Genomic DNA, 4,655 nt, shown 5'->3' with positions numbered 1-4,655 from the left:
AAACGGGGGCCGGGGGGGGGGTGGCGGTGGAGAGCGGGGGGCTCGCCGGGGGACGGGGGGGCCCGGGGCCGAGCCCGACAACGCGGCGAGCGTGCGTACCGGGCGTCGCCGGGCAGGCGGGGCTCTCGAAACACACCCTAGGCGAGTCCGGCGCGCTCCAGGGCCTCGGTGCCGGCGCGGAGGGAGGCGAGGCGCTCGTCGAGCGTGAAGCCGGCCGGAGCGAGGGTGAGGGTGGTGACTCCGGCGGCGGCGTAGGCCTTCATCCGGTCGGCGATGCGGTCGACCGAGCCGAGGAGGGTGGTGGAGTCGATCAGGTCGTGCGGCACGGCGGCCGCCGCGCCCTGCTTGTCACCGGACAGGTACTTGTCCTGGATCTCGGCGGCCTCCCGCTCGTAGCCCATGCGCCGGGCGAGCTGGTTGTAGAAGTTCTGCTTGCGGCTGCCCATGCCGCCGACGTACAGCGCGGTGTAGGGGCGGAAGGTGTCGGCGAGCGCGGCGACGTCCTTGTCGTCGCCGACGGCGAGGGGGACGGTGGGGCAGACGTCGAAACCGTCGAGGGTCCTGCCGGCCTTCTCGCGGCCCGCGCGCAGGTGCTTGACGGCGGTCTCCTCGAGGTGGTCGGCGGAGGGGAAGATCAGCAGGGCGCCGTCGGCGATCTCGCCGGTCTGTTCGAGGTTCTTGGGGCCGATCGCGGCGATGTAGAGCGGGATGTGCTCGCGCTGGGGGTGCACGGTGAGCTTGAGGGGCTTGCCGGGGCCGCCCGGGAGGGGGAGGGTCCAGTGCTCGCCCTCGTAGGAGAGGCGCTCGCGGCTCATGGCCCTGCGGACGATCTCGACGTACTCGCGGGTGCGGGCGAGGGGCTTGTCGAACTTGACGCCGTACCAGCCCTCCGAGACCTGCGGGCCGGAGACGCCGAGGCCCAGACGGAAGCGGCCGCCGGAGAGGGAGTCGAGGGTGGCGGCGGTCATGGCGGTCATCGCGGGCTGGCGGGCGGGGATCTGGAAGATGGCCGAACCGACGTCGATGCGCTCGGTCCGGGCGGCGACCCAGGTGAGCACGGTGGCGGCGTCGGAGCCGTAGGCCTCGGCGGCCCAGCAGACCGCGTAACCGAGGCGGTCGGCCTCCTGCGCCACGGCGAGGTTGTCCGCGTCCATTCCGGCACCCCAGTAGCCGAGGTTGATCCCGAGCTGCATGGCCGTCTCCTCTTACCGATCAGTAACGTCGTTGGTGCGCCGACCCTATACCTCATGCCCGCGCACGCCTCCGGCGGCGGGAGGAGGCCCGCGCGGCGCCCGCGGTCCCGTCGCGGGGCGGGCCGGGGCGGCCGGTCGCCGCCGCACCGCGGAAAACCCTCGTCCACAGGTCCCCCTGCCGCGGGGTCCGGCCAGTAATCTCGGCGTTCATGGAGCAGAGGCATCTCGGCCGCACCGGCCTGCGCGTGTCCCGGATCGGGCTCGGGACCCTGACCTGGGGACGGGACACCGACGAGCACGACGCCGCGGACCTCCTGAAGACCTTCTGGGAGGCCGGCGGGACCCTCGTCGACACCGCGGACGTGTACGGCGACGGGGAGGCCGAGTACCTGCTCGGGAGGCTGCTGGACGGGCTGGTGCCGCGCCGGGACCTGGTGATCTCGACGAAGGCCGGGAGCGTGCCGGACCCGGACCGCCGGTTCGACGGTTCGCGCGGGCACCTGCTCTCCGCGCTGGACGCCTCGCTGGAGCGGCTCGGCACCGACCACGTCGACTTGTGGCATGTTCACGCCTACGACGCCGACACCCCGCTGGAGGAGACGCTCCAGGCCCTGGACATCGCGGTCGGCAGCGGGCGGGCCCGCTACGCCGGCGTGGCCAACTTCTGCGGGTGGCAGCTGGCCAAGGCGGCGACCTGGCAGCTGGCCGCGCCGGGGGCGCGGGCCCGGCTGGCGAGCACGCAGATGGAGTACTCGCTGCTGCAGCGGGGGGTGGAGCGGGAGGTGCTGCCCGCCGCGCTCGACCTGGGGATCGGGCTGCTGCCGTCCTCGCCGCTCGGGCGGGGCGTGCTGACCGGCAAGTACCGCGGCGACACCACCCCGTCGGACTCGCGCGGCGCCTCGGAGCACCTGGCGCCCTTCGTCGCGCCGTACCTCGACGACACGGCGAGCCGGATCGTGGACGCGGTGACGACGGCGGCGGACGGGCTCGCCGTGACCCCGCTGCAGGTGGCGCTCGCCTGGGTCCGGGACCGGCCCGGGGTGGCCGCCCCCGTCGTCGGCGCGCGCAACGCACGGCAGCTCGCGGCGGCGTTGTCGGTGGAGGCCCTTAGTCTTCCTGACGAGATCTGCCGGGCGCTCGACGACGTGTCGGCGCCCGTGCACCGCTATCCCGATCACGACTGGAGCACGCTGTGAGCACGGAGCCGCCCGAGAACCCCGAGGTCACGGAGGACGCCGAGCCGGGGACGCCGGGCGCGGACGGTGCCCCGGCCGAGGGCGCGCCGGTGTCCGAGGCCGAGGCCGAGCTGCGCGCCCAGCAGATCGAGCGGGAGCGCATCGAGCGGCGGAAGGCCGGGAAGCAGGGACCGATCGAGGCCGGGGGCAAGCTGAGCGGCCGGGCGGCCGACCTCCTCGCCGCCGTGCGGGCCGTGGAGAGCGGGGAGAAGCCGGCCGCCGCGGTGCTCGAGGAGGCGCCCGCCGCGCCGCGCCGGCCCGCTCCCGAGCCGGTCCGGCGGGCTCCGGCGGTTACCGGCGGGGCGCCTGCCGCCCCCGGCGCCGTCGCGGGGGTGCGGGAGGTGCTGGCGCAGGGGGGCGCGCCCGAGGGGCTCGCCGTTCAGGCCGCCGAGGCGCTGGGCGAGGGGGGCGCCGAGGTGCTGCGGGCCGACCCCTGGCAGTTGCTGCGGGTGACCGGCGTGCGGCCCGAGCAGGCCGACGGTTTCGCGCGGGCGCTGCTCGGCGCCGGGGCCGGGCCGGACGACGAGCGGCGGGGGCGGGCGGTCACCGTGTGGCTGCTGGAGCAGGCGGCCCTGGCCGGGCACACCGCTCTGGAGATGCCCGCCCTGGTGGGTGCGCTGGGGCGGCAGGGCGTGCCGGACCCCGAGGGGGCCGTGCGGAGCGCCGTCGCGGAGGGGGACGTCCTCGTCTTCCGGGACGCGGTGACGCAGGCCGGGGCCCCGGCTCCGCGGGCCGGGGCTCCGCAGGAGGAGGACGAGGGCGAGGACGGGGAGCGACCGGTCCGGGTGCTGGTGGGGCTGGAGCGGTACGCGCTGGCCGAGGAGAGCCTCGCCGACGGCCTGGCCCGGCTGATCGTCTCCGTGCCCCGGCGGGACGGTTCGGACGAGGACTGGGAGCGGGCCGCCGCCGCGGCGGAGGGGTCCGCCGCCGAGCTGATCCGGGCGGTCGCCGGGCACGGACTCGTGCTGCACACCGGCGGGGAGGCCTCGCTGGCCGAGCCGGCGGCGCTGCTGGGCGCCGCGCACGGCATGGGGCTGCGCGCCTGGGCCGCCGCGCACGGCCCGGTCGGGCGGGCGCGGTTCGCGGCGCGGGTGGAGGGGCCGGGGGTCGCCACCGTCGCCGGGCTGCTGTCCGGTGCCGAGGGGCCGGGACGGGACGCCGACGGGGCGCTCGACGTGGACCTGCTCGTCGTGCTGGACGCCCCGCAGCTGGACGTCGAGACGGCCGCCCTGGTCACGGAGTCGCTGCCGGACGGCGCCCGGCTGGTGCTGGCCGGTGATCCGGGGGTGCTGTGGTCCGCGGGCGCGGGGCGGGTCTTCGGGGACCTGCTGGCGGCGCGGGTCTGCCCCCAGGTCGCTTCCCGGCGCCCGGATCCCGGACCGCTGGGCGAGCTGGTCTCCGGGATCGGCGCCGGTGAGCTGAACCAGGTGGAGGCGCCCGGCAAGGAGGTCGTGATCGTGCCGGTGCGGGACGCGGGGGAAGCCGTGCACCGGACCGTGCAGCTCGTGGCGGACTCGGTGCCGCGGGCGATCGGCGTGCCGGCCGAGGAGACGCAGGTGATCACGCCGGGGCACGGCGGCGCGGTGGGCACACGGGCGCTGAACGCGGCGCTGAAGGAGCGGCTCAATCCGGGGCCGGGGCGGTTCGGCGGATTCGATCCGGGCGACCGGGTCGCCTACTCCCCCGCTCCGGGACGGATGCTGCCGGGCCGGGTGGTGACGGCCGACGACGAGGGGCTGCACCTGGTGTGCGGGGACGAGCGGATCGTCGTGCCGAGGGAGCGGGTGGGGCGGTCCGTGCGGCACGGATGGGCGCTGACCGCGCACCAGGCGGTGGGCTGCCGGTGGCCCGCGGTCGTCGTGGTGCTCCCCGGTGACGCCGTTCCCGCTTTGAGCCGGCCCTGGGTGTACACGGCGTTCGGCCGGGCCGACCGGCACCTGTCCGTGGTGCACGGGGTGGAGCAGGCCCTGCCGCGGGCCGTGGCCGAGGTGGCGGCGAAGCCGCGGACGACCCGGTTGCCGGCGCTGCTGGCGCCGCAGGTCCCGGCGGCGGGGGACTGAATCCGCGCCCTCCCGGGGGGGGGGGGGGGGGGGGGGGGGGGGGGGGGGGGGGGGGGGGGGGGGGGGGGGGGGGGGGGGGGGGGGGGGGGGGGGGGTGGGGGGGGGGGTGGGGGGGGGGGGGGGGGGGGGGGGGCAGCAGACGGGCCCCAGGCAGGGCTGACGCGGAG

At 77.2% G+C, this 4,655-nt stretch carries 3 protein-coding genes; 2 read left to right on the top strand and 1 reads right to left on the bottom strand.

The genetic code is table 11. The annotated features are described in order from the left end of the window. Positions 1-137: 137 nt before the first annotated feature. On the bottom strand, positions 138-1,193 hold the full coding sequence (locus ACZ56B_RS21115) for an LLM class F420-dependent oxidoreductase (RefSeq protein ID WP_468792502.1): 1,056 nt from the start codon (positions 1,191-1,193) through the stop codon (positions 138-140). A 209-nt stretch (positions 1,194-1,402) separates the two neighbouring features. On the opposite strand from ACZ56B_RS21115, the gene ACZ56B_RS21110 reads away from it, so the two are divergent. Both ACZ56B_RS21110 and ACZ56B_RS21105 read left to right on the top strand, forming a co-directional pair. After that, positions 1,403-2,389 carry an aldo/keto reductase gene (locus ACZ56B_RS21110; protein WP_468792498.1) on the top strand — a complete coding sequence of 329 codons (987 nt, stop codon included), beginning with the start codon at positions 1,403-1,405 and terminating at the stop codon, positions 2,387-2,389. Beyond that, positions 2,386-4,488 carry a helix-hairpin-helix domain-containing protein gene (locus ACZ56B_RS21105; protein WP_468792493.1) on the top strand — a complete coding sequence of 701 codons (2,103 nt, stop codon included), beginning with the start codon at positions 2,386-2,388 and terminating at the stop codon, positions 4,486-4,488. Before ACZ56B_RS21110 ends, ACZ56B_RS21105 begins: the two co-directional genes overlap by 4 nt. Positions 4,489-4,655: the final 167 nt, after the last annotated feature.

It is taken from the genome of Streptomyces sp. NPDC034670, assembly GCF_055574875.1.
This window is presented reverse-complemented; position numbering and strand designations above follow the sequence as displayed.

Bases quoted from the DNA above. Each gene is read 5' to 3' on its own strand.
- ACZ56B_RS21115 (WP_468792502.1), bottom strand. From the start codon at position 1,193: ATGCAGCTCGGGATCAACCTCGGCTACTGGGGTGCCGGAATGGACGCG.
- ACZ56B_RS21110 (WP_468792498.1), top strand. From the start codon at position 1,403: ATGGAGCAGAGGCATCTCGGCCGCACCGGCCTGCGCGTGTCCCGGATC.